The sequence below is a fragment of the Marinomonas sp. HM11-D genome, from assembly GCF_057626615.1.
The window spans coordinates 89937-111650 of record NZ_JBMMKT010000013.1 but is presented as its reverse complement, the minus strand read 5'-3'; the positions used below and the strand labels follow the sequence as shown (position 1 = coordinate 111650).

At 48.8% G+C, this 21714-nt stretch carries 23 protein-coding genes and 1 other RNA gene; 8 read left to right on the top strand and 16 right to left on the bottom strand.

Annotation, left to right across the window (positions count from 1 at the left end; all coding sequences use genetic code 11):
• Positions 1-306, top strand: a 306-nt coding sequence (locus ACOSVP_RS15455; protein ID WP_487348390.1) for an integrase core domain-containing protein, incomplete at its 5' end; no start/stop codon positions are given.
• A gap of 53 nt (positions 307-359) precedes the next feature.
• On the opposite strand, the gene dapB is transcribed toward ACOSVP_RS15455, so the two are convergent.
• The 3 genes from dapB to pomA all read right to left on the bottom strand — a co-directional run bounded on the left by dapB (position 360) and on the right by pomA (position 3078).
• Complete coding sequence (gene dapB, locus ACOSVP_RS15450; protein WP_487348389.1) at positions 360-1163, bottom strand: 4-hydroxy-tetrahydrodipicolinate reductase; 804 nt, start codon at positions 1161-1163, stop codon at positions 360-362.
• 118 nt (positions 1164-1281) lie between these two features.
• Positions 1282-2289: a flagellar motor protein MotB gene (locus tag ACOSVP_RS15445; protein WP_487348388.1), complete on the bottom strand. Its 1008-nt coding sequence runs from the start codon at positions 2287-2289 to the stop codon at positions 1282-1284.
• A 33-nt stretch (positions 2290-2322) separates the two neighbouring features.
• Positions 2323-3078: a flagellar motor protein PomA gene (gene pomA / locus ACOSVP_RS15440; RefSeq protein WP_487348387.1), complete on the bottom strand. Its 756-nt coding sequence runs from the start codon at positions 3076-3078 to the stop codon at positions 2323-2325.
• Positions 3079-3248: 170 nt separating this feature from the next.
• On the opposite strand from pomA, the gene ACOSVP_RS15435 reads away from it, so the two are divergent.
• The 4 genes from ACOSVP_RS15435 (at position 3249) to ACOSVP_RS15420 (ending at position 7147) form a co-directional block, all read left to right on the top strand.
• Positions 3249-3491 carry an exodeoxyribonuclease VII small subunit gene (locus ACOSVP_RS15435; RefSeq protein ID WP_487348386.1) on the top strand — a complete coding sequence of 81 codons (243 nt, stop codon included), beginning with the start codon at positions 3249-3251 and terminating at the stop codon, positions 3489-3491.
• A complete protein-coding gene (gene ispA, locus ACOSVP_RS15430) occupies positions 3488-4369 on the top strand; it encodes a (2E,6E)-farnesyl diphosphate synthase (protein ID WP_487348385.1) in 882 nt (293 codons plus the stop codon). Before ACOSVP_RS15435 ends, ispA begins: the two co-directional genes overlap by 4 nt.
• Positions 4370-4417: 48 nt before the next feature.
• Positions 4418-6301 (top strand): 1-deoxy-D-xylulose-5-phosphate synthase, encoded by a 1884-nt coding sequence (gene dxs, locus ACOSVP_RS15425; protein WP_487348384.1) that lies wholly within the window; start codon positions 4418-4420, stop codon positions 6299-6301.
• 207 nt (positions 6302-6508) lie between these two features.
• Positions 6509-7147, top strand: coding sequence for an SDR family oxidoreductase (locus ACOSVP_RS15420; RefSeq protein WP_487348383.1), 639 nt, complete (start codon positions 6509-6511; stop codon positions 7145-7147).
• Between the two features lie 69 nt (positions 7148-7216).
• Here ACOSVP_RS15420 and scpC read toward each other — a convergent pair whose 3' ends face one another.
• From scpC to prfB, 4 genes are all read right to left on the bottom strand, one after another.
• Positions 7217-8710: a succinyl-CoA:acetate CoA-transferase ScpC gene (gene scpC, locus ACOSVP_RS15415; RefSeq protein ID WP_487348382.1), complete on the bottom strand. Its 1494-nt coding sequence runs from the start codon at positions 8708-8710 to the stop codon at positions 7217-7219.
• 438 nt (positions 8711-9148) lie between these two features.
• Positions 9149-10204 (bottom strand): histidinol-phosphate transaminase, encoded by a 1056-nt coding sequence (gene hisC, locus ACOSVP_RS15410; protein ID WP_487348381.1) that lies wholly within the window; start codon positions 10202-10204, stop codon positions 9149-9151.
• Between the two features lie 205 nt (positions 10205-10409).
• Positions 10410-11912: a lysine--tRNA ligase gene (lysS, locus tag ACOSVP_RS15405; protein ID WP_487348380.1), complete on the bottom strand. Its 1503-nt coding sequence runs from the start codon at positions 11910-11912 to the stop codon at positions 10410-10412.
• 38 nt (positions 11913-11950) lie between these two features.
• A protein-coding gene (prfB, locus tag ACOSVP_RS15400) for a peptide chain release factor 2 (RefSeq protein ID WP_487348379.1) occupies positions 11951-13046 on the bottom strand; the annotation gives its coding sequence in 2 pieces (ribosomal slippage) (positions 11951-12973 and positions 12975-13046; 1095 coding nt in all).
• A gap of 142 nt (positions 13047-13188) precedes the next feature.
• Between prfB and ACOSVP_RS15395 the strand changes: the two genes are divergently transcribed.
• From ACOSVP_RS15395 to ACOSVP_RS15385, 3 genes are all read left to right on the top strand, one after another.
• Positions 13189-13482 carry a cell division protein ZapA gene (locus ACOSVP_RS15395; RefSeq protein ID WP_487348378.1) on the top strand — a complete coding sequence of 98 codons (294 nt, stop codon included), beginning with the start codon at positions 13189-13191 and terminating at the stop codon, positions 13480-13482.
• Positions 13483-13606: 124 nt separating this feature from the next.
• A non-coding RNA gene (ssrS, locus tag ACOSVP_RS15390) (6S RNA) lies at positions 13607-13784 on the top strand.
• A 5-nt stretch (positions 13785-13789) separates the two neighbouring features.
• Positions 13790-14356, top strand: coding sequence for a 5-formyltetrahydrofolate cyclo-ligase (locus tag ACOSVP_RS15385; protein WP_487348377.1), 567 nt, complete (start codon positions 13790-13792; stop codon positions 14354-14356).
• Positions 14357-14375: 19 nt separating this feature from the next.
• Here the strand turns inward: ACOSVP_RS15385 and gspM are convergent, their stop codons facing one another.
• From gspM to gspE, 9 genes are read right to left on the bottom strand one after another with little or no spacing between them, the layout of a single operon-like run.
• Complete coding sequence (gene gspM / locus ACOSVP_RS15380; RefSeq protein ID WP_487348376.1) at positions 14376-14888, bottom strand: type II secretion system protein GspM; 513 nt, start codon at positions 14886-14888, stop codon at positions 14376-14378.
• Positions 14885-16015 (bottom strand): type II secretion system protein GspL, encoded by a 1131-nt coding sequence (gene gspL / locus ACOSVP_RS15375; protein ID WP_487348375.1) that lies wholly within the window; start codon positions 16013-16015, stop codon positions 14885-14887. The genes gspM and gspL overlap by 4 nt, the downstream gene beginning before the upstream one ends.
• 2 nt (positions 16016-16017) lie before the next feature.
• The gene (gene gspK / locus ACOSVP_RS15370) at positions 16018-17004 is read right to left on the bottom strand and encodes a type II secretion system minor pseudopilin GspK (protein WP_487348374.1); all 987 of its coding nucleotides are present in this window, start codon (positions 17002-17004) and stop codon (positions 16018-16020) included.
• Positions 17001-17645, bottom strand: coding sequence for a type II secretion system minor pseudopilin GspJ (gspJ, locus tag ACOSVP_RS15365; RefSeq protein ID WP_487348373.1), 645 nt, complete (start codon positions 17643-17645; stop codon positions 17001-17003). The genes gspK and gspJ overlap by 4 nt, the downstream gene beginning before the upstream one ends.
• Positions 17632-18051, bottom strand: coding sequence for a type II secretion system minor pseudopilin GspI (gene gspI / locus ACOSVP_RS15360; protein ID WP_487348372.1), 420 nt, complete (start codon positions 18049-18051; stop codon positions 17632-17634). Before gspI ends, gspJ begins: the two co-directional genes overlap by 14 nt.
• Positions 18029-18523 carry a pilus assembly FimT family protein gene (locus ACOSVP_RS15355; RefSeq protein WP_487348371.1) on the bottom strand — a complete coding sequence of 165 codons (495 nt, stop codon included), beginning with the start codon at positions 18521-18523 and terminating at the stop codon, positions 18029-18031. Before ACOSVP_RS15355 ends, gspI begins: the two co-directional genes overlap by 23 nt.
• Positions 18513-18974: a type II secretion system major pseudopilin GspG gene (gspG, locus tag ACOSVP_RS15350; protein WP_487348370.1), complete on the bottom strand. Its 462-nt coding sequence runs from the start codon at positions 18972-18974 to the stop codon at positions 18513-18515. The genes ACOSVP_RS15355 and gspG overlap by 11 nt, the downstream gene beginning before the upstream one ends.
• Positions 18975-18994: 20 nt before the next feature.
• Positions 18995-20194 carry a type II secretion system inner membrane protein GspF gene (gene gspF / locus ACOSVP_RS15345; RefSeq protein WP_487348369.1) on the bottom strand — a complete coding sequence of 400 codons (1200 nt, stop codon included), beginning with the start codon at positions 20192-20194 and terminating at the stop codon, positions 18995-18997.
• Positions 20194-21711, bottom strand: coding sequence for a type II secretion system ATPase GspE (gene gspE, locus ACOSVP_RS15340; RefSeq protein WP_487348368.1), 1518 nt, complete (start codon positions 21709-21711; stop codon positions 20194-20196). Before gspE ends, gspF begins: the two co-directional genes overlap by 1 nt.
• Between the last annotated feature and the right edge of the window lie 3 nt (positions 21712-21714).

Sequence of the window (21714 nt, the reverse complement as noted above, 5' to 3'; positions counted from 1 at the left end):
TCGAGAACCGCTCAATTACTTGTGCATCACTCAGATCGAGGGCTTCAATATTGCTCTAAGCAATATCAACAGCTTCATGAAAAGCATGGAGTTCAGTGTTCCATGACTGATGGCTACGATTGCTATCAGAATGCGCTGGCGGAAAGAGTGAATGGCATCATTAAAAATGAGTACTTGATCATTAAGCCGAAGGATCTATGCGAGGCTAGGCTAATGATATCGGAGTCGGTAGAAAGCTATAATAAGAGTCGGCCACATATGACCTTAAAATACAAAACGCCCGATGAAGTTCATCGAGCGTTTTAGAGCCTGAATAAGTGTCAACCTATATCAGGACTAGTCACTGAATCGTCTTGCCATTACTTAAGATTCAAGACGTCTTGCATATCGTACAAGCCTGCATCTTTGTTTGCCAACCAAGCCGCTGCACGCACAGCACCTTTAGCAAACGTCATACGGCTACTCGCTTTGTGAACGATCTCGATGCGCTCACCTTCTGTGGCAAACCATACGCTGTGCTCACCAACCACATCGCCGGCACGAATCGTTTCAAAGCCGATCTCTTTTTGCGTACGCGGACCAATTTGTCCTTCACGGCCGTACACTGCACATTCTTTCAGATCACGACCTAGAGCTTCAGCAACCACTTCACCCATACGCAGTGCGGTACCGGATGGAGAGTCCACTTTGTGACGGTGGTGTGCTTCAACCACTTCCACATCGTAGTCGTCACCTAGGATTTGCGCCGCTAGAGACAATAGCTTCAGTGTTAAGTTAACACCGACACTCATGTTCGGTGCGAACACAACAGAGGTTTTCTGACCCGCTTCAGCTAGTTGCGCTTTTTGCTCGTCATTAAGACCCGTAGTACCTATAACGATAGACTTGCCATTTTCTGCACAGTAAGCAGCGTTCGCAACACTTAGAGCAGGTGTCGTAAAGTCGATCAAGACATCAAAGTCTGCTACGCAATCTTTGATATCACTGACAATGCTCACACCCAGCTTGCCAACACCCGCTACTTCGCCAGCGTCCACACCAATTAAAGAACTGGTTGGTTCAACAATGGCTGCACCAAGCTCTACACCGTTTGCATCGGTGATCGCTTGAATTAATGTTTTACCCATGCGACCCGCTGCGCCGATTACTGCAATACGCATCATTTCTTTCCTCAAAACAATTTGCCCAGAACCATAGCAAAAAACCCTTGTCTGCGCATTACTAGAACGAAAAAAGCGACGCAGAACGTCGCTTTTTTTAACGGTCCCATATTAGAACCGATTAGAAGATCTCATTCGGATCCAAACGGAATCCACCTTCGCCTTCACTGAACAGATCATCTGTGGCCGGCACATCGCCAACACCTGGCGGGTATTCCGGTTCGATCACATTGGTACGCGCCAAATCATTTTGACGAATAACAATCTCTACACGTCGGTTGGTGGCACGATTCTGTGGTGTATCGTTAGGCACTAAAGGTCGTGTATCGGAAAAGCCAGTCACAGAAAAGCGATTTTCATCCAATTGACCGGTTGAAAACAACTCTTCTGCCACCGAGATCGCACGAGCTGAAGACAGCTGCCAGTTGGAACGAAAACGCGGGCTATCAATCGGAATATTATCGGTGTGTCCTTCTACGGCAATGCTACCTTCCAAACCGACTAATACATCACGCACCATATCAATAATGGGAATAAAGTCGTAATTTAACTCAGCAGATCCCGACTGGAACGAGCCGCGGTCTTTCAAGCGAATGGTGATGGTATTTTCTTGTGTCTCTACTTCAACCGTTCCCTTAGAAATTTCTTCACGCATCACCGAAGCCACTTGTTTTGCGTTGTCTTCGGTTTGTTGAATTTGTTGCTGACGCTGCAAATCCGCCTGAGTCATATCTACCGCAGTACTTGGTGAAGGCTGCCCTGCGCCTTCTTGCTCATTCAATTCCGCAGCATCCGGCTTACACATAACTTCCAAGGTATTCTCAGGCACATCGTCGGCTTTTTGACGCACTTCATTAATCGGCGTTGGTTCAGGACGACCTGGACTGAATTCTTGGGCAATGATCGAGGTCCCCATTGGGATCGATTCTGCTTCAATTTGTTTTTGCACACCAAAGGCTTCTCGCATCGAGCCGGCCAATTGCTTGAACTTCAACACATCCATTTCGGCAAATGACAACAGCAATACGAAGAAACACATCAGCAACGACATCAAGTCGGCAAATGTCCCCATGTAGGCTGGCAGGCCTTCTATACATTCGGGGCAGTCGTTTTCTTCTTCATCACTCATGATTCAAACATCCAGTTACCACTATGGAGAATACTATTCTCGTTCTGCTCGTTTGCCTTCGGCAATGTAGGTTTTCAATGCGCCATCAAGGACACGAGGGTTTTGACCGGCTTGGATCGCAAGCAAAGCATCAAGAATTAATTGCTGACACAATAATTCTTCATTCGCACGGTTAGCCAACTTAGATTGAATCGGCAAGCACACCATGTTGGCCAACATGGCACCATAGAGTGTTGTTAGGAGGGCTACGGCCATCGCCGGACCGATGGCTTTTGGGTCATCCATGTTGGCAAGCATTTGTACCAGACCCACAAGGGTACCGATCATGCCCATGGCAGGGCCTACATCACCAAAAGCTTTAAAGATTTTCGCGCCTCGATCATGGCGAGCAAAGGCTAAGTTCATATCTTTGGAAAGCTGGGCACGCACCACGGAACCGTCGTGACCGTCCACTAGCATCTGAATGCCTTTAGATAAGAATGGATGACTGACTTCTTTGCCCTCTAAAGACAGCAAGCCACCTTTACGAGCCTCATCAGCTAAGCCGAAGATTTCATCGATTAGCGTATCCATAGGCACGCTTTTAAACATAAAAGCTTTGGCGGCGGATTTCCCTGCGCCAAGAAACTGCCCCAGTGGATATTGCATTAATACAACGAAAGTAGAGCCGACCAACACGATCAATATCGAAGCAGGGTCGATGAACATCCCTGCGGAACCACCCAACAAAATGGCCATAAGTACGATTGCAAACGAACCTAATAGACCTAATAACGTTGCGATATCCACACACGTCTCCTACGAATAAAGCTATAATGCGACTCAATTTCTTCCATTTTAAACAAATAGTAGCGGCGCGTCCCATTCTGCCGATACTATTTTGTAACTCAAGAGTGACTGCACTCGTGAATTATGGGGAATTCTGTTACAAATTGTAGGTTACCAAAAGAGAAGTCATTATGTCTCGTAAAACTAGCGTGCGTCATTTCGAAGAAAACCTATCCGAACTCGAAAGTATTGTGGCGCAACTTGAATCCAATCAATTATCCCTCGAAGATGCACTTAAAGCATTTGAGAAAGGCGTTAAACTTAGTCAAGATTGCCAATCTGTACTGACTCAGGCAGAGCAAAAAGTCCAAATCCTGCTTGAAAGCAATGAAGGCGAGCGCCTAGAAACCTTTGATCCGGAAACCGAACAGTGAACCTTGAGCAATTTTCGCAGTATGCTTGCGAGCGCGTTAACCGCTACTTAGATCAAACCCTATCTGATTACGCCCCAGCCAATGGCCTACAAGAAGCCATGCGTTACAGCCTCTTTAACGGCGGTAAGCGAGTACGCCCGATGCTAACTTATGCGGTTGCCGAGCTGTTTGCCGAAGCCAATGAACTAACGGATGCCTGCGCCGCTGCGGTAGAGTCCATTCACGCCTATTCATTGATCCATGATGACCTACCGGCCATGGACGACGATGATCTACGCCGCGGCAAGCCGACCTGTCACATTCAGTTTGACGAAGCCACGGCCATCCTTGCTGGTGATGCACTGCAGACCTATGCCTTTGAATTGCTGTGCCAAGAAAAACTGAATCAAGCTACAACCCAGCTTGCGGTGATTAACACATTACAACAAGCGTCAGGTCGTTTGGGCATGGTGACAGGCCAAATGATTGATCTTTCTAATGTTAATAAAGACATGACACTAGAAGATCTGGAACTAATGCACCGCCATAAAACTGGCGCCATCATTCGTGCCGCCGTAAAAATGGGCGCACAAAGTGTCGGCGTAACGGATGCTGAGCAACTGCAAGCTCTCGACAATTATGCGGCAGCGATTGGCTTGGCCTTCCAGGTGCAAGATGACATCATCGATATTACCAGTGACACGCAAACACTGGGTAAAACTCAATTTGCTGACGCCGATGCCAACAAGCCAACTTATCCGAAATTATTGGGTCTTGAAGGGGCTCAAGCACTGGCAAAACGCCTGCATGATGAAGCAATTGAGCAAGTAATGTCGTTTGGCCCAAAAGCGACACCATTAGTGGAGCTAGCTAACTATATTATTGCCCGCAACCACTGATATAATGCCTCGCTATTTTAAGACAGAATAAGTGACCTGCCGGTGCCCATGTTCGAAACGATCCCAACATCGCGTCCTTTGACGCCACTACTAGACCAAATTGACAGTCCTGCTGATTTGCGCAAGCTGACTAAGAAAGAGCTCACCACTCTTGTCAGAGAATTGCGCGCCTACATGCTCTACAGTGTGGGACAAACCGGTGGTCACTTCGGTGCTGGCTTAGGTGTGATTGAATTAACCGTTGCTCTGCATTACGTATTCAACACGCCAGAAGATCGTTTAGTGTGGGACGTGGGTCATCAAGCTTATCCCCATAAAATCTTAACTGGTCGTCGTGATGCCCTACTGACGATTCGCCAAGAGAACGGTATTTCAGGTTTCCCGAAACGAGAAGAAAGTGACTACGACACCTTTGGCGTGGGCCACTCTAGTACCTCTATTGGTGCCGCGTTGGGCATGGCATTGGCTGCGCGCCAACTTAAAACCAATCGTAAAGCGGTGGCTATTATTGGCGACGGCGCTATGTCAGCAGGCATGGCATTTGAAGCCTTAAACCACGCTGGCGATGTCGAAGCCGATATGTTGGTCGTGCTCAACGACAACGAAATGTCAATTTCTAAGCCTGCCGGCGCCCTCTCCAGTTCACTTGCTCGTATTTGGGCCAGTAAGACTTACGAGAACATTCGTGAAGGTGGTCGCAAGGTCTTCTCTGGTTTGCCTTCTGCGCTAGAGCTAGCCCGTAAAGCTGAAGAACATATGAAAGGCATGGTTGCCCCTGGCACCATCTTTGAAGAGCTAGGCTTTAACTACATTGGCCCAATTGACGGTCATGATATCGAGCTACTGACGCAGACGCTGAGTAATTTAAAGGATCGTAAAGGTCCCCAGTTCCTGCATGTGATCACCAAGAAAGGCAAAGGCTTTGAACCCGCAGAAGGCGACCCAATCGGTTACCACGCGATTAACAAAGTGGAGCCTGATCCAAAACCGATTACTGAAGCCTCAGCACCATCACAGCCAAAATACAGCAATATTTTTGGCCGCTGGATCTGCGATGCAGCAGAGCAAGACTCGCGCCTCGTTGCCATCACACCCGCTATGAAAGAAGGTTCGGATCTCATCGAGTTTGCCGACAACTACCCTGATCGTTACTTTGATGTAGCGATTGCAGAACAACACGCGGTCACCCTCGCCGCCGGTATGGCCTGTGATGGTTTAAAGCCGGTGGTGGCGATTTACTCGACCTTTTTACAGCGCGCCTACGATCAACTGATTCATGACGTGGCACTGCAAAACCTTGATGTGCTGTTTGCCATTGACCGTGCTGGCCTAGTGGGCGAAGACGGCCCGACTCACGCGGGTGCTTACGATTTAAGCTACCTACGCTGCGTGCCGAAAATGGTGATTATGGCGCCATCGGATGAAGATGAATGCCGTAAACTGCTGCACACAGGTTATGAATATCAAGGCCCTGCAGCGGTTCGTTACCCTCGTGGCACCGGTCGTGGCGTGGCGATTGAGCCAACCTTAGAGACAATTGAGATTGGTCAATCCCGAACCTTACACCAAGGTAACTCTGGCATCGTGATCTGCGGTTTTGGTCGACCGACTTACGACGCACTGCTAGCTGCCAAGACGCTAGATGCCACACTGATCGATATGCGCTTCGTTAAACCTATCGACGAGCAAGCGTTGTTAGCGCACAAAGACGCCAAGCTATTCGTCACGGTAGAAGAAAATGCCATTATGGGCGGCGCGGGCTCAGCAGTCAGTGAATTCTTGCAAAGCCAAGACATTGCTACACCAGTGTTACACCTTGGCCTGCCAGATCGCTATGAAGAGCATGCTAGCCATAGCGCTATGCTTGCGCGTATCGGACTGGATCAAGACGGCATTCTCGCCAGCATTGAACGCAAACTAACGTCCTTATAATCCCCAATTGAATCGCAGTTATGTCCTATAGCTGCGAACATTCGCTTCTCTCATGGGTTTCCCTAGAGATATAAAAGGCGGTGATTTACACCGCCTTTGACTAATTCCTAACGACTATCAAGACACTGTGAAAGCATCTATTCGTTCACATTGACTGCTCACTTATTGGCTAACATAAAACAAACTCTAAAACAGAGGCCAATCATTATGTCTACTATCTTGGTGATCGGTGCCACCGGTCAAGTTGGACAACGAGTATGTCGAAGTCTGCTCAGCAGAGGCTACACCGTGCGCGCACTGGTTCGTGATACGCATCGTGCCAACGAACTATCACATCCTAATTTACAAGTTTTTCAGGTGAATCTTGAAGACGATTTCAGTGATGCCTTCGCAGGCGTAAACAAAGTCGTTTTTGCTGCGGGATCAGGAAGCGGAACTGGCTGTGACAAAACCCTATTGGTGGATCTGTGGGCGGCGAAACGCGCCATCGACTATGCCGAGGAAGAACCCAGTGTCGAGCATTTTATTCAACTCAGCGCCTTTGGCGCCGACGATCCAGATGAACTCAGCACCAGCCTGAAACCTTATCTGGTTGCGAAACACATTACCGATGAGTATCTAACCATTACCAGCTTACCGTACACCATTCTGCGTCCAGGTATGCTAACCAATACACCGCCAAAGGGCGGCTTCACTACAGAGCGCCCTGATGATCAAGCAAGCACATCCATCTCACGAGCAGATGTAGCGGAAGCCATCTGTTACTGTGTTGAGCATGACAGCACCAAGATTAAGATCGTAGAGCTGTTTAATGGCCATAACTCCCTCGAAAGTGTTTTGCATTAACCCGCCAAAGAAAACAAAAAGGCCAAAGCATTTGCTTTGGCCTTTTCAAGCAGTTTAAGCAAGCTGTCATTAAGACAACTTCATAGTGCCTTTATTTTCTAAGTTGACATGCCAGCTAAAGGCTTCTTCGATAAGGTGAGGCGTATGACCACCGCGGGCACAAGCTCGCTCAAAGTAATCCATTAGTTGATTACGGTAATCTGGATGCACACAGTTTTGGATCACGCGCACAGCACGCTCACGTGGGGCTAAACCACGAAGATCCGCTAAACCTTGATCGGTAACCAGAATGTCCACATCGTGTTCCGTGTGGTCGACATGGCTTACCATAGGCACAACGCTTGAGATCGCACCCTCTTTGGCAATCGACTTCGTCACGAAGATCGACATATTGGCATTTCGGGCAAAGTCACCTGAGCCGCCGATACCATTCATCATCTTAGTGCCGCACACGTGGGTGGAGTTGACGTTGCCGTACAGGTCAAATTCCAATGCCGTATTCACTGCGATAATGCCTAGACGACGCACGATCTCAGGATGGTTCGACATTTCCTGTGGGCGCAGAATCAGTTTCTGTTTGTAATCTTCGATGTTATCAAACACTTTCGAGTTCATACGTTCAGACAGAATCACGGAACAGCCGGAAGCAAAACGCAGTTTGCCCGCATCAATCAGATCGAAGGTAGAATCCTGTAGCACTTCTGAGTACATGGTCAGATCTTCAAAATCCGAATCCAATAAGCCCATCATCACCGCATTGGCAATATTACCGATACCTGCCTGCAACGGACCTAGGTTATTTGGCAAACGACCTTGCGCCACTTCTTCTTTTAAGAAGCTAACAAGGTGACGCGCGATAGACGCCGTTTCTTCATCCGGATCCGAGACGGTTGAATAAGAATCTGGCGTACTTGTGAAGACAATGCCTGCGATCTTTTCTGGTGGAATAGGAATCGCCGTGCTACCAATACGATCGTCCACTTTCACCAATGGTAGCGGTGTACGAGTTGGACGGTAGGTCGGAATATAAATATCGTGCAAGCCTTCCAGTTTATCGCTGTGCAAGGTATTGATTTCGACAATCACTTTTTCCGCAAACACCGCAAAACTTGCCGAGTTACCGACGGACGTCGTCGGTACGATATGGCCTTCTTCGGTAATGGCTACCGCTTCGATAATAGCAATATCTGGACGCATCAGTTGATGGTTACGCAGCTGCTCTACCATTTCAGATAAATGCTGATCAATAAACATGACCTCGCCATTATTAATGGCTTTACGTAGCGTGGTGTCTACCTGGAACGGCATACGGCGAGCAAGGCTGCCCGATTCCGTTAAAATCTTGTCCAAATCGTTACCCAAGGACGCCCCCGTCATCAGGTTGATTTTGATCGGGTGTTGCTTACAACGCTCAGCCAAGGCTTTTGGCACCGCTTTAGCTTCCCCTGCCCGGGTAAAGCCACTCATACCAACGGTCATGCCATCTTTAATAAATTCGCTAGCCTGTTCAGCAGACATAACTTTATCGTGCAAGCTGCTGTTTCTAATTCTCTCTAACTGCATCCCAAAACCTTTACTCTTTATTATTGATTGTATCCAGTGAACCAATAAGGCCTCTTTCAACACGCATGTCTAATTGACGAGAAGCTTTCAAAAGGAGGGATATTGGTGACAAAGATCAAAGCGCAGTTAGTATAGAAACTTTAGTGGCGGACGTAATTTGGACTAAAGTAGTACATTCAAAATTCACAATCCATGATTAGAAAAACGCTTTAAATCAAGCATTTAGACAACATAAATTAAATCAATCACGCGTTTAAATCAAAGAAGAAATAACACTATATTATATCTTTCTTATTTATTGCTTTCGGGTATGGATGATGCAAATTTTGACGCGTAATTTTCCTCAGTGAGTAAACTAAGGTAGCGGATAGTTTCGCTTGATTTTCAATAAAAAAGCCAGAGCACTGGGCTCTGGCTTCTTATCAAAGCAAACTAAACTTAGGCTTTTAGCGCATCGATCAGTGCTGACATCTCAGCATCCGTACCAATGGTAATACGTAGGTAATCACCAATACGCGGCTTCTTACCAAAGTAGCGCACCAAGATCCCCTGCTCTTTCAGGCTTAGGTATAAGGCTTCTGCTTCTTTCTCAGGGTGGGTTGCAAAGACAAAGTTAGTAGCCGACGGCAATACCGAGAAACCTAGTTTTTCTAGTTCCACAACGGTCCATTCACGGGTGGCGATGGTCTTATCACAGATCTCTTGTAGATATTCCGCATCTTCTACCGCAGCCGTTGCGCCCGCTAGCGCCACACGGTCAATCGGATAGGAGTTAAAGGAATTTTTCAAACGCTCAAGACCGTCGATCAACTCAGGCTGAGCAATGGCGTAGCCCACACGAATACCCGCCAGTGCACGAGATTTCGAGAAGGTTTGCACCACCATTAGGTTCGGGTATTGGTTCACCAAAGACACGGCGCTTTGAGCACCAAAATCGACATAAGCCTCATCCACTAACACCACCACGTCAGGGTTCGCTTTTAACACTTTCTCAATATCTGAAAGTGGCAGCGCTTTACCCGTTGGTGCATTCGGATTCGTTACTACAACGCCCGACACCTCTAGGTTTTCATAATCCGCAGGGTCAATATCAAAGTTTTCCGTTAATGGAATAATCTTCGGCTCAATATCGTACAGGTTGGCGTACACCTTGTAGAAGCTGTAAGTGATATCAGCAAACGCCAGTGGTTTACCTCCGGCAAAATAGCCTTGGAAGGCCAGCGCTAGTACTTCATCAGAACCGTTACCGACAAACACTTGGTTGGCTTCAACACCGTAGGCTTTAGCCAACGCATTTTTCAATACCTGACAATTTGGATCTGGGTACAGACGTAGCTTTTCACTGATTTGCTCCTGCATAGCTGCCAGAGCTTTTGGTGATGGGCTGTACGGGCTTTCGTTAGTATTTAGCTTAATGTATTGCTTATCTTGTGGTTGTTCCCCTGGCACGTAAGGGTCAAGAGAAGCGATTTTATCGGTCCAAAAACGGCTCATTTTACTCTCTCTGTTGGCAAAGGCTGTTACTTATATAATGGGGTCAGAGCCCTAGTAACGCCGACATTGGATAAACAACATTTTCTTCTGCTTAAGGGCTCTGACCCCTTAAGCAGTTTCTATTTTTATATCAAGCAAAGGCAAATAAGGCCTCATTAAGAGGCCTTATTCATAATCAAACGTGTAGTACGCGATAACGCCTCAATTAGTCTTGTGGACGCATATGAGGGAATAGCAATACATCACGGATCGATGGTGAATCAGTGAACAGCATGACTAGACGGTCGATACCGATACCTTGACCAGCGGTCGGCGGTAGACCGTATTCTAGAGCGTTGATGTAGTCCGCATCGTAGTGCATCGCTTCATCATCACCAGCGTCTTTTTCTTCTACCTGACGACGGAAACGCGCGGCTTGGTCTTCAGAATCGTTCAACTCCGAGAAGCCGTTAGCGATTTCACGACCACCGATAAAGAACTCAAAACGGTCTGTGATGAACTCATTGTGATCGTTACGACGCGCTAGCGGAGACACTTCCGCTGGGTATTCTGTAATGAAGGTCGGTTGAATCAACTTGCTTTCTGCAGTTTCTTCAAAGATCTCCGTCCAAAGCTTACCTAGACCCCAGATTGGCTGCACGTCGATGTGTAGCTTCTTCGCTACCGCTGTCGCACTTTCAACCGTCGCAAGATCCGCTTCGGTTAGTTCTGGGTTGTAATGCAGGATCGCTTCCAACATGGTCATACGAATGAACGGAGCACCGAAGTCAAACTCTTCACCTTGGTAAGGCACTTTTGTAGTGCCCAACACTTGCTCAGACACCGTACGTAGCATTTCTTCCGTTAGATCCATTAGATCTTTGTAGTCCGCGTACGCTTGGTAGAATTCGATCATGGTGAATTCTGGGTTGTGACGCGTTGATACACCTTCGTTACGGAAGTTACGGTTGATTTCGAATACACGCTCAAAGCCACCAACCACTAGACGCTTCAAGTAAAGCTCTGGTGCGATACGTAGGAACATTTGCATGTCCATGGCATTGTGGTGAGTCACGAAAGGACGCGCCGATGCACCACCTGGGATGGTTTGTAGCATCGGAGTTTCCACTTCCATAAAGCGACGATCTTCTAGGAAACGACGGATCGTAGAAATCACTTTAGAACGCACTTCAAACGTTTTACGAGATTCTTGGTTTACGATCAGATCAACGTAACGCTGACGGTAGCGCATTTCCATGTCCGCCAAGCCATGGTGCTTATCAGGCAGAGGACGTAGCGATTTGGTTAGCAACTCAACCGACTGCATATCCACGTAAAGGTCACCTTTACCAGACTTGTGCACTGGGCCCGTCACACCGATGATGTCACCAAGGTCCCAAGTTTTGATGTCTTTTAGCGTTTCTTCATCCAAGGCTTTACGGTTAACGTAGGCTTGGATTTGGCCAGACATGTCTTGTAGCAACATGAAAGCACCACGGTTACGTACGATACGGCCGGCGATGCTAACCACATGGTTCTTTTCTTCTAGCTCAGCTTTTTCAAGCTCGCCAAATTGCTCTTGTAGGTCCGCTGCGTAAGCATCGCGACGGAACGTATTTGGAAACGCATTACCCTGCTCACGAATGGCAGCCAACTTAGCGCGGCGCTCTGCAACTAAACGGTTATCTTCAGAAGTTACGCTGGTCTCGTTTTGAGTTTCGTTAGACATGATTTTGTACATTACTCTTGTCAAAAGGTTTTAGTGCATTAAAGGCCTTGTTTAAGGCTCGCCACAATAAATTGGTCTAGGTTGCCATCAAGCACCGCGCCGGTATTGGAGCTTTCCACACCGGTACGCAAGTCCTTAATACGAGAAGCATCCAATACGTAAGAACGGATCTGACTTCCCCAACCGATATCAGACTTAGTATCTTCTAGAGCCTGAGCTGCTTCCGTACGTTTTTGCATTTCCATTTCGTACAACTTGGCACGTAATTGTTTCATGGCAAAGTCACGGTTCGCGTGTTGCGAACGCTGGTTTTGGCATTGCACCACGATACCCGATGGAATGTGGGTAATACGTACCGCAGAGTCCGTGGTGTTAACGTGCTGACCACCGGCACCGGATGAACGGTATGTGTCGGTTTTCAAATCCGCCGGATTGATGTCGATCTCAACATTGTCATCAATCTCTGGCGAAACGAAGACCGAAGCAAACGATGTATGACGACGATTACCCGAATCAAATGGAGACTTACGAACGAGACGATGGACACCTGTTTCCGTGCGTAACCAGCCAAAAGCGTATTCGCCTTCAAAGCGAACCGTCGCCGACTTGATACCTGCAACTTCCCCGGCAGACACCTCGACAAGCTCAACTTTAAAGCCTTTGTCTTCACCCCAGCGTAGGTACATACGCAATAGAATGTTGGCCCAGTCTTGCGCTTCGGTACCGCCGGAGCCAGACTGAATATCCAAGAAAGCAGAGTTCGGGTCCATTTCACCAGAGAACATACGACGAAACTCTAGTTCGCCAAGCTGTTTCTCAAGCCCCGCAAGCTCTTCTTTCACCGCTTCAACGGAGTCTTCGTCGTTCTCTTCTACCGCCATATCCAACAGAACCTGAGCGTCTTCTACGCCAGATTCCATGTTATCAATAGTCGATACCACCGTTTCCAAAGCCGAACGTTCACGACCTAATTTCTGAGCGTAGTCAGGGTCATTCCACACGTTTGGATCTTCTAATTCACGGTTAACTTCTTCTAGTCGTTCACTCTTTGACTCGTAGTCAAAGATACCCCCGAAGCACTTTGGTTCGTTCGGAAAGGTCTTTTATCTTCGAAATGATCGGATTAATTTCCATTTTTGCGTCAATTTGCTATAAATTTAAGTGGATTTATCGAATCCGCAATTGTAACGAATTTACCTGCGGCATAAAATGTTATTCGTTACGAAAATAATGGAAATTCATCTTATATAACGCTTATCTAGCTGTCGGAGATACTATGGAAAAGCCAACTGTTGCTGTCGACATTCTGGGCAAGTCTTTCAATATCAACTGCCCAAAAGGTCATGAGGCAGAATTAAAAGAAGCCGCAGAATATCTAAATACTCAAATGCGTGAGCTTCGTGCAAGTGGCAAAGCGGTCGGACTTGAAAAAATTGCCATTATTACCGCTTTAAACATTGCCTATGATTTGTTATCTAGCCGTCGTTATGCGCGCTCTAACGAACAACAGCTACGAGAGCTGACTTCTCAGTTAGACTCGGCTCTAGGCCAGCAAAGCAAAGCCGGCTAAACGTTTTTTAAAATAGGTTTCTCGGCGTTTAGCAAGAGTTTTATGCACGAAAATTCTTCAAGTAGCGCGACAGTCCCCAAGATTTCAAGGGTGATTTTTCAGGTCTTCTGCCCTATACTGGCGGTGTTTCCTGGGTTGTTCGAAGCGGCTTAACGCCCTTGAGCCTATGAGCAAACCCCCGGAAAGATACTGCAAGTTCGGTGTGCATGTCCGTGCGTCGGAAAGCCTAAAGAGCTTCAGCTATTTCCACCTTGAACCACTGGGTTCAAGGCCAATAGTCGAAACGGCAACTTGGGAAACCCTTTTTATGTCTTTAGATCGTCAAACCTTGCGCCAAACTCTGCGCGCAAAACGCAAGCAGCTTACAGAGTCTGAGCAACACACTGCTTCTCTACAAGTGCTTGAACAGTTCCAAGCGGCACTCGCCCCTTCACTGACACCGCAATCTAATCTAGCTTTATACCTCACCAATGACGGTGAAATTTCGCCAAGCGAAATTTGCCAATGGTGTTGGCAAAACGATATCAACGTCTTTCTACCCGTTTTAGTCGGTCAATCCTTGGTCTTCGCACGCTATAGCGAAAACTGCGAATGGCAAAAGAACAGCTTTAATATTCTTGAACCGATCGATCCAGCGCCACTGCAGGGCTCGGAAATGGATATGGTACTGATGCCCTTGGTCGGCTTTGATGCTCAGGGCGGGCGCCTAGGCATGGGCGGTGGTTTCTACGATCGTACCTTTGAAAACAAAGCCGAGCGCACTCGTTTGATCGGTTTAGCGCACGATTGCCAAGAAGTAGAGCAATTGCCGATTGAATCGTGGGACGTGCCATTGAGTGGCATGTTGACCCCAAGCCGTCATATTAAGTGCTAATCGCTTTATTCAAACGCGCTTAATCCAATGTCAGGCGAAGGTTCACCATGCCTTCGCCAACCCGTTCTAACTGTAAGCTGTGTATTGCCACTCTCTCCTTGGCTAGACCATTTAGCCAGTTTGCCACCACAGCAAAAGACACCTCAGACGCCCACACTTGTATGCGGCTATCACCTTCAACTTGGATTCGATCCGCACTGAACCGTGCTGCGGCCGCCGTTTGACTTAAGATACGACGCAGGGCATCGGTATTACGATCCTCAAAGTTTGCCTGTTGACGTCTTGATAACAGCTGCTGCGCATTGATTTGCAAGGCTTGATACTGCGCTTGCGCCTGCTGTAGACGCGCTTCAGCAAGACGCTGTTGCTGTTGCAAAGGTGCCAAGACACTGACATACAGGACCGTCACTAGTAATAACAGTAGCGCCACCGCTAACAGAACTTGCTCTCGCAGACTACGTGATTGATACCAACGCCCGCATTGTTGCAGGCTGCCACTTTGCGCAAACTGTCGCCCCCACCAAGCCTTCATAATGGCGCTCCTACGGCACGAAACACACCTAAATAACCTTGCTCTTGACGTAGGGTTTGCTCCAATTCAACGCCCTTGGCAGACAAGCTTTGCTGAATGCGTTCCAACTCCAAGCGAGAGCGTGCACGCCATTCAAAGCGATATCCCTGGGTTTGCCAAGCAATGCTTTGCAGCCCCTGCCCCTTGACCGAGTGATCCGTCACAGAATCAAGCAGTGTCAGCACTTCGTAGGCGGAGGCCGCCTGCGTTGCCGATGTGCTATCGACCTGCTGCAATCTGGCCGCCATCTGGCGCGATAAGTTCACAACCCGACCTTCTTCCGGTACTAATTGTAAAAAGGCCTGATTAGCGCGGTTTTCCAATTGCTGTGCTTGTTGATTAAGGGACTGGGTGTCTAGGTAGGTGGTTAGGCTGTAAGCTGAAAAGGCAAATAAACAAAGCACTGCCGCCCATGCCCAAGGCTGAGTATGGGAAGATCGTTTTGCTCGCGTTTGGTAACGTCCCTGCAGCAGATTGCCTTTTTGCCAAACCCTAGACTGAGACAGGGTTTGATTGATAGAAGCGATATCTTGTAATGAGCTGGCCTGTTGCCCTCTTCTTGGCAACCAACACCATTGGCCATCTTGAAACTGAAAACATTCTCCCAGCACCTCAACACTTGTCTCGGTCGAGGTGTTCAATAACATACTCGGCAGTGCTAACAGCAGTACACGCTCATCCGCAAACACCGAGGTCCAAGCTTGCCAAGACTGCATCTGTGCGTGCGAGACCGCCAACGCCCATACTGAATCTTCTTCTGCAGCTATGCTAACAAAATGTAGCTCCTCCACACTTTGGCCAAGGTAGGGCTCCATCAGATAAGGCAACACACGATGAAGATGGCGGCGCTGAGCCTTGCTTACACTCAGCTGACGCATGTGCACACGATGGGCCGGCGCAAAGATCACCACTTCAATGGCTCCTGCAACCTGCTCTTTTAAAGACAGCCAAGCACTCGCCATACCCTCAGGGCTCGCCGCGTTACCTTGATGCGCCAGCTGTTGCCCCTCAAATAGCCACCAATCCGCCAGCAAACCTTCGCTGGAAGTGCTTTCCCGTAATTGCAGTATCAGTCTGTGCCCATGCATCCTTATTGACTCACCGTCTCACTATCGCGCTGAATTAAGGTGTTAGATAGTACGTCAAAGGGAGCAAAGGCGCGAGCAAAAGGCACCATTCGACGATCCTCTAAACGCATTAAACGACTGTGTAAAAAGCGCTTTTTATCCCCTGCCGTTAAGCTTGTGAAGACGTCAAGATAACGACTGTCCAGACGCCATTCGTCCACGTTTAGTGACTCTTCTTTGAATTCAGGCCAAGCCAAAAAGGCTTCCACACTGCCAAAGCCAGACGAAGCCAAGCGAGCGAGCAAAGACTCTCTTTGTTGCCCATCTAAGGTCGGAAAATAGGCCTTAATCAAAGGCATATTTAATCGCGTCAGGTTCATTTGATCATTATCTGGCTGCCAACAGATATAGGGCGCTAAACGTTGAAACGTGCCCACAGGCACTGGCAATAAACCCAATTCGCTGGCATCCACCAATAAACTATCCGCGGTACGAAAAGCCGGATCTAGGCCAAGGTAGTACTCGTCTTCATGACTAGCGGCAGAGGTCAGATCCTGATCGCGATCGAGCCAATCTTTGACGAGTACGATCCAGCCAGCATCGATGGCGAGGGCATTGGATAAACGCAGCAAACGCTGCTCGGTCAAGGCACTACGAGCAGGATCACCAAGCAAGTTAAGATTAATACAGGCTTGTCGCTCGACCAGTTCAATCTGCAAACGACCGGCAGGATCTTCAAGCTCAAACTCCTGACGTAACAGATACCAGGGCTTATCCAGGTTGGGCACATTGACACGACTGAGCGCATCATAGTGACGGGCAAACCAAGCGCTGGCCCAAGCTTCACCACCGAGCAACTGCTGTTTTACGCTAGTGTTATCTTGACGATAGGACACAAGCTCGACCGAGCGCGCCACATGCTTTAGGGTGTAAACCGCTAGGGTCGCCACCACGGCCAACACCATTAGTGCCATCACCAGCACCACACCTGCTTGCCGACGTGCTTTCATGGCGTGCCCTCGCTGATAACACTAGGCAATTCAAATAACCGCTCTAGTGTGCCAAATTGCTTGGAGGTCAGACGCACCCGCAAAGCAACAGCCTCGTTTACATGTATTGCACCCGGCAATGGCGCGGCTTGCACTGGCCATTGAGTTTGCCAGCCAGTACTGGATAACAGCGCAAACTCTATCCCTTGTACCGAGGTGAGTAAGGTTTGCTGCACAGGCTTAGCGTCTTGCGCGCGATCCAGCACACGCCAACTCAAGCGCTGCAATTCGCCATTCACTAAGCGGTAGCTCACACGTTGTACGGTAGAACGCTGTTCTTGCAAGGGATTAGCCCAGCCTAAGTGGGTCAAACTGAGCACGTCATCTTGCAACCAAAGACTTGGCTCAGGTTCCCCTAGCTCATCACGAATCGGTCGCTCGACATATTGCTCAGCATCTTGCTGTAACCAATGAAAGGCTCGAGTCAGTTGCTCTAATCCTTGAGAATGCTCAGCCGTACGATTTTCCAAGCGCATGGAGGTGCCGAGCATTTCGTAGGAAGCCGTGCCCATAATGGCGATAATCAGCACCACGACCAACAGCTCAATCAGGGTAAAGCCTTGTCTGTTGCTACGTGTTAAAAGTGGTTTACGGGAGGTCATGACTGCCCTCCTGATCCGACATTTGTGGCAGATAACTGACCAGTTCATAGATAGGAGCGGACGCCGTGGACTGGGATTCTGACAGATAAAATACCTGAATTTCGATACGTTGTAAGAAATCGGTTTGCTTAGCGAGGGTTAGCTTTGTTAGATAGCGCTCGCCGCCCTGTTCGACGATGGTTTCACCTAAGGAAATAGGCTCAGCAAGACGATAGGCCAAACGCAATGCCGTGGCACTATCTTCTGCGATCCAGCTGGCCAACAACTTATGTTGCAAATAACGGCTGTGCTCCGTGCCAGTGTCACTGGTTTGCACCAAGGTTAGCCCAATCGCCGCTAGCACCACCAAGGCCACCAGCACTTCGATTAAGGTAAAACCTTGCTTAGTCTTCGATGCGCAGGCCATTGATGCCATCCCCAACAACGGTGTAAGCACGAGCGGCACTTTGAATACGCCAGCGAAATGGCAAGTACTCAGCATTGGCTAACGCCACCCAAGCCATAGTGCCAGGCATGTCTAGGCTTTGCTCGGCATGACTTAACTGTTCAGAAGAGGTAATAAGTTGGTAATCCAGACCGCTTTGCAGCGTATACAGCGAGCCTTGTGTTTGCCACTGCTCCTGTAGACGCTGCCATACCACTAACTCATTGTGCTGAACTTCAACAAAGCTTGAACGCCCATCCAGCCAGCTTTGATCAATTACGTCTTGCAAGGCATCGCGCAAGGCATAGGCTTCGACTTTCGCTTTATCTTGGGCCAACAAGCCGGTCAGATTCGGCGCGACGAGACTGACCATCACGCCTAGAATACTTAGCACCACTAACAGCTCTAACAGGGTAAAGCCATGGACGCTGCGTACCGTTGGGTTATAGCGCACGACTGGAAATGTCCGCAGCGTCCCCTTCCCCGCCTTCACGGCCATCAGAGCCTAGGGATAACAAATCGTATTCCCCTTGCGCACCAGGACTGATGTATAAATACTCCGACTGCCAAGGATCTTGTGGTAGGGATGGCAAATAGCCTCCTTGCTTCCAATTACGTGCTTCTGGATAGCCGGATGGCGGTGTCACAAGCGCTTGTAAGCCTTGTGCTGTGGAAGGGTAATGCCCGTTATCCAGACGATACAAATCTAGCGCCGCAGCAATGTTGCGCAACTGGGTCTTGGCTACAGCGACTTTGGCATCGTCAGAACGACCCAATAAATTGGGCGCCACCAGTGCCACTAATAAACTTAAGATGGCCGCCACCACCATTAACTCCAGCAAGGTAAAGCCAGACTGTTGGCGCTTTAATGACGGCTTGGTACGCGGCACATAAGGGTGTCCCATGAAAACATTCCTTTAACAAGTTAACGCAATAATTGGTTCATATTCATAATCGGCAACAGGATCGCCATCACGATCAGCAGCACCGCGGAGCCCATTACCAGAAGCATCAGCGGCTCAAACAAGGTAAGAAAGTTGTTCATTTTATGTTGAGTGTATTCGCTTTGCTGACGAGCGGCTTTCTCGAGCATATTGGCTAATTCCCCACTGCGCTCGCCACTGCTAATCAGCTGACGCATCAGGGGGGGTACATAAGCGATCTCCGACAAAGCTTGTGACAAGGACATACCTTCTCGCACTTGCTGTTGCGCTGTTTGCAAACGTTGTTTTAAGGCTAAATTCATAATCACCTTAGCAGCAATGTCCATGGCATACACCAAAGGCACGCCACTTGAGGTAAGCATGGCCAAAGTCGCAATGTAGCGCGTGATCGCCAAGGTGGCCAACAGGCGCCCCAGCCAAGGTAAGGCTAATAACACACCGTCTAGCTTAAATCTAAGCGAACCACTGCGCCTAGCTAGACGCACAGCCAATACGACAGCCATAAGCGCCACTAGCACAGCAATGCCCCAATCCGATACAAGATGACTGAGTCCAATCAAGGCTTGCGTGAGTGGCGGGAGCTGAGCATTCTGACGCTGAAAGACCGCTACGATATCTGGCATCACCGAGCCTAATAGGAAACTCACTATCCCCATGGCAACGATCGTCAGTAATGCTGGATACAGCAAAGCGGATTGCAGTTTCTGATGGGTATTTTGTTCTCGCTCGGAATGCTCGGCTAACGCCAGCAATACCGCCGGCAATTTACCCGACTCTTCACCCGCTTGCACACTGGCCTGAAATAACATTGGAAAGGCTTTGGGATAAGCAGCAAGCGCTTGGGCAAAAGAAAAGCCCTCTAATACTCGAGCTCGTATCGCCAGTAGCATGGAACGCACACGCCCTTTAGCGGATTGACTAGCGACGCCAGATAAGGCCTCATCAATCGGCAAGCCGGCTTCAATTAGAGTTGCCAGCTGACGGATCACCAGCGCCCGTTCACGAATCGATAAGTTAGCTTGGAAAAAGGCCTTACGGCTAGGCTTAGCACTCTTTAACTCAAACGGCACCAGCCCTTGCTGACGCAGTTGCTGTCGTGCATGACGCTCATTATCCGCTTCCAACAAGCCCTTACGTTTGCGGCCAGCATCGGTTAAAGCACGATATTCGTATACCGCCATCAGTCCAATTCACTCAGGATATGGGGGCTGGATAAGCCTTCGGTCAGCTGGGAGGTCACACGCAGCACCTCTTCGATAGAGGTAAGCCCCAAGGCCACTTTTTGCAAACCATCCACACGCAGACTGGGACTGTGCTGACGCACATGGGCTGTTAGGGCTTGCTCGGAGGCTTGGTCATGGATCAAGCCTTGTAGGGTTGCATCCATTTCAACGATTTCATAGATACCTAAACGACCTCGGTAACCTTGATGGCAATGCTCACAGCCTGGTTCGTGAGCCTGATAAAGCGTTTCCGGTAAGACATCAAGATGACTCAATAACTGGCCCGCGGCGTGATCCAGTGGTAGCGCCTGTTTGCAATGGTCACATAAGCGGCGTACCAAACGCTGCGCTACGACCCCCACCACCGATGAGGACAATAAAAACGGTTCAATGCCCATATCTTGTAGACGCGTCACCGCGGCAATGGCACTGTTGGTATGTAAGGTCGACAGTACCAAATGCCCCGTCAAAGACGCTTGTACCGCGATCTCTGCGGTTTCCAAATCACGAATCTCACCGATCATCACCACATCAGGGTCTTGCCGTAAAATCGCGCGTAACCCTTTAGCAAAAGTCATCTCCGCCTTGCTATTTACTTGGGTTTGCGCCACACCATCGAGTTGATACTCCACCGGATCTTCCACGGTCATAATATTGCTACGCCCCGTGTTAAGATAATTCAGTGCGGCGTACAAGCTAGTGGTTTTACCCGAGCCTGTTGGCCCAGTGACCAAGACAATGCCGTTGGGTTTATCGATCAGCTGACGTAAACGTTGTTGATCCGTGACACTCATGCCAAGGTGATCCAAGGCGAGCTGATCGATCGAGGTATTGAGCAAACGCAACACCACCCGCTCGCCATGAGTAGAGGGCAAGGTCGATACACGTACATCCGTGTCTTGGCCCGACACACGCAATAAAATACGGCCATCTTGCGGCAAACGCTTTTCCGCAATGTCCAACTTGGCCATCACTTTAATACGCGAAATCAGCATCGGCGCTAAGGCACGCTTGGGGGAAATGACGTCTCGAAGCAGACCATCGACACGAAAGCGCACTTTCAACTGGCGCTCATAGGTTTCAATATGAATGTCCGACGCACCGTCTTTTAAGGCTTCGCTTAAAATCGCATTGATCAAGCGAATTACCGGCGCATCCCCTTCACGCTCCAGCAAATCTTCGTTTTCAGGGATGGCATCCGCCAAGCTCTCAAGATCCAAACCCTTTAGGTACGACTCATCGTCTAAGGCGTTGGCTAAAGTCTGCTTTCCGGCTTGTTGGTAAAAATGCACGACTTGCGCTTCAAACGCCTGATCGGATAAGGGTTCTAACGTCGGCATGGCGGGGCTTAAGCGAAACGCTTCGTTTAACGCTGGTAAACTCGCATTGGCACGATGCGCCAACGCCCAACCGGAAGCAGACGGATACAGCAAGACACCATATTGTTTGACAAAAGAGTAAGCTAAAGCAGACAAAGA

Coding starts and splice junctions, on each gene's coding strand:
- dapB (WP_487348389.1), bottom strand. CDS start 1,163: ATGATGCGTATTGCAGTAATCGGCGCAGCGGGTCGCATGGGTAAAACA.
- ACOSVP_RS15445 (WP_487348388.1), bottom strand. CDS start 2,289: ATGAGTGATGAAGAAGAAAACGACTGCCCCGAATGTATAGAAGGCCTG.
- ACOSVP_RS15435 (WP_487348386.1), top strand. CDS start 3,249: ATGTCTCGTAAAACTAGCGTGCGTCATTTCGAAGAAAACCTATCCGAA.
- dxs (WP_487348384.1), top strand. CDS start 4,418: ATGTTCGAAACGATCCCAACATCGCGTCCTTTGACGCCACTACTAGAC.
- ACOSVP_RS15420 (WP_487348383.1), top strand. CDS start 6,509: ATGTCTACTATCTTGGTGATCGGTGCCACCGGTCAAGTTGGACAACGA.
- scpC (WP_487348382.1), bottom strand. CDS start 8,710: ATGCAGTTAGAGAGAATTAGAAACAGCAGCTTGCACGATAAAGTTATG.
- hisC (WP_487348381.1), bottom strand. CDS start 10,204: ATGAGCCGTTTTTGGACCGATAAAATCGCTTCTCTTGACCCTTACGTG.
- lysS (WP_487348380.1), bottom strand. CDS start 11,912: ATGTCTAACGAAACTCAAAACGAGACCAGCGTAACTTCTGAAGATAAC.
- ACOSVP_RS15395 (WP_487348378.1), top strand. CDS start 13,189: ATGGAAAAGCCAACTGTTGCTGTCGACATTCTGGGCAAGTCTTTCAAT.
- ACOSVP_RS15385 (WP_487348377.1), top strand. CDS start 13,790: ATGTCTTTAGATCGTCAAACCTTGCGCCAAACTCTGCGCGCAAAACGC.
- gspM (WP_487348376.1), bottom strand. CDS start 14,888: ATGAAGGCTTGGTGGGGGCGACAGTTTGCGCAAAGTGGCAGCCTGCAA.
- gspL (WP_487348375.1), bottom strand. CDS start 16,015: ATGCATGGGCACAGACTGATACTGCAATTACGGGAAAGCACTTCCAGC.
- gspK (WP_487348374.1), bottom strand. CDS start 17,004: ATGAAAGCACGTCGGCAAGCAGGTGTGGTGCTGGTGATGGCACTAATG.
- gspJ (WP_487348373.1), bottom strand. CDS start 17,645: ATGACCTCCCGTAAACCACTTTTAACACGTAGCAACAGACAAGGCTTT.
- gspI (WP_487348372.1), bottom strand. CDS start 18,051: ATGGCCTGCGCATCGAAGACTAAGCAAGGTTTTACCTTAATCGAAGTG.
- gspG (WP_487348370.1), bottom strand. CDS start 18,974: ATGGGACACCCTTATGTGCCGCGTACCAAGCCGTCATTAAAGCGCCAA.
- gspF (WP_487348369.1), bottom strand. CDS start 20,194: ATGGCGGTATACGAATATCGTGCTTTAACCGATGCTGGCCGCAAACGT.